Source organism: Microvirga sp. P4_G7, from assembly GCF_056401005.1.
On sequence record NZ_JBFUKD010000738.1, the window covers coordinates 1 to 1730 of the forward strand.

The following is a 1730-nucleotide window of genomic DNA, read 5'->3' on the forward strand; positions in this document are numbered from 1 at the left end:
CTCGTAGACGGAGCAGCAGAAGGCAGGGCACTTGTTGCAATCGAAATAGGCGCGCGGCTGTTCGTCAGTGATTACCCGCTCTGCCATGCCAACTCCTTGAAAACCTATTTCGATATCATGGACGAAGACGCTCTCATTTCAAGGCGTTGATTCGCGGCCCATCGTCCTCTGTAGCTTCATTTTCACTGGCGACAAGTTTCTCCTGCCGATCACGGTAGGCCTGGCTRGTCTGCGGCTTTATGAAGAGAGCGACCACCTGCGGATAGGCTTCGCAAATACGCTGCTCGAGTCGGCGCACACAGGCCTCGATCTCCACCGTCGTCAGCCTATCGGAGAATTCGGCGCTCAACGCGGCGACGATCTGTCTCGGGGCAAGGTGAACGGTCAGCAACCCGTTGGCCTGCTCCACATCCGGATCGGATTGAGCGATGTGCAGAATAGCAGCCTGGACCTTAGGATGYGCGGCTTCTCCGATCAGGAGACCCTTCGTTTCGCGAGCCAGGACCAAAGCCGTGATCGTCAAGATCGCGCCGATGCCGATCGATGCAACGCCATCGAGAACCGGCATCTCGAGGGCATGGGCGAGTGCAATGCCGACCGCGGCGATCCCGAGACCCGCAAGCGCCGCGGTGTCCTCGAAGAGTACGGTAAAGGTGGTCGGATCCTTGCTCTGCCTGACGGCGGTGAAATAGCCCTGATCGCCCTTCGATTTTCGAAACTCCTTCAGCGCGATCCACCACGATCCCGACTCGAACAAGAACGACAACCCGAGGACCACGTAGTTGACCGTCGGATCCTGGATCGGCTCAGGCGACAGGATGTGAATGATACCCTCGTAGAACGAGACGCCTGCACCGAGAGCAAACACCAGCAACGCGACGATGAAGGTCCAGAAGTAGAGTTCACGCCCATATCCGAGCGGGTGCAGGCGATCCGGCGGCTGCTTCGCGCGGTGTAGGCCGTACAGGAGCAACAACTCGTTCCCGGTATCGACGAGGGAGTGAACGCCCTCGCTCAGCATGGCGGAGCTTCCCGTCCAACCGGCGGCAACAAATTTGGTCGCGGCGATCAGAAAGTTGCCGACCAGCGCCGCGTAGATGACTTTCTTGGATGAGGATGTCGATGCCATTGCGCTCAACCCTGCAAAAAGCAGAACGGCCAAGCCTTGGTTTCGGTTGCAGAGAACTTCGTTTCGGTTGCAGAGCATGCAGGCGATTTTGGCGCCGCCCAAAGGAAAGCCGCCCGGCTTGCACCGGGCGGCTGATGGATATTTGCGGCAGGTCTCTTACTCGGCTGCTTGCGGTGCGATGCTCTGGGTCGCAACGCCCATCCGCTCGGCGACGCCGAGGCCATAAGCCTTGTCGGCTTTGTAGAAATGCCCGATTTGACGGATCACGATATCGACGGGAACGCCCTGCATCGCCTCGGCGAGGTTGTTCATGAGCTGGGCTTGCTGATCCGGGTTCATGAGGCGGAACAGAGCGCCTGCCTGGCTGTAATCGTCGTTTCCGATGCGATGATCGTAACGGTCCGCGTCGCCCGAGATCTTCAATGGCGGTTCGGCGAACCGGCTATCCTGCGTCGGGCCGTTGAACGAGTTCGGCTCGTAGTAAGCGTCGCCCCGGTTCGGGATATCCGCCAGCATCGCGCCATCGGCGTGATAATGCGCCACCGGGCAGCGCGGACGGTTGACCGGCAGGGCCTCGTAATGCGTGCCGACCCGATAACGG

At 59.8% G+C, this 1730-nt stretch carries 2 protein-coding genes; both read right to left on the reverse strand.

Features of this window, described 5'->3' with window-relative positions:
• Positions 1 to 133 precede the first annotated feature (133 nt).
• Positions 134 to 1129 carry a cation diffusion facilitator family transporter gene (locus AC1DT3_RS20150; RefSeq protein WP_477466988.1) on the reverse strand — a complete coding sequence of 332 codons (996 nt, stop codon included), beginning with the start codon at positions 1127 to 1129 and terminating at the stop codon, positions 134 to 136.
• Positions 1130 to 1285: 156 nt separating this feature from the next.
• On the reverse strand, positions 1286 to 1730 hold a 445-nt coding region (locus AC1DT3_RS20155), incomplete at its 5' end, for a catalase-related domain-containing protein (RefSeq protein WP_477466989.1).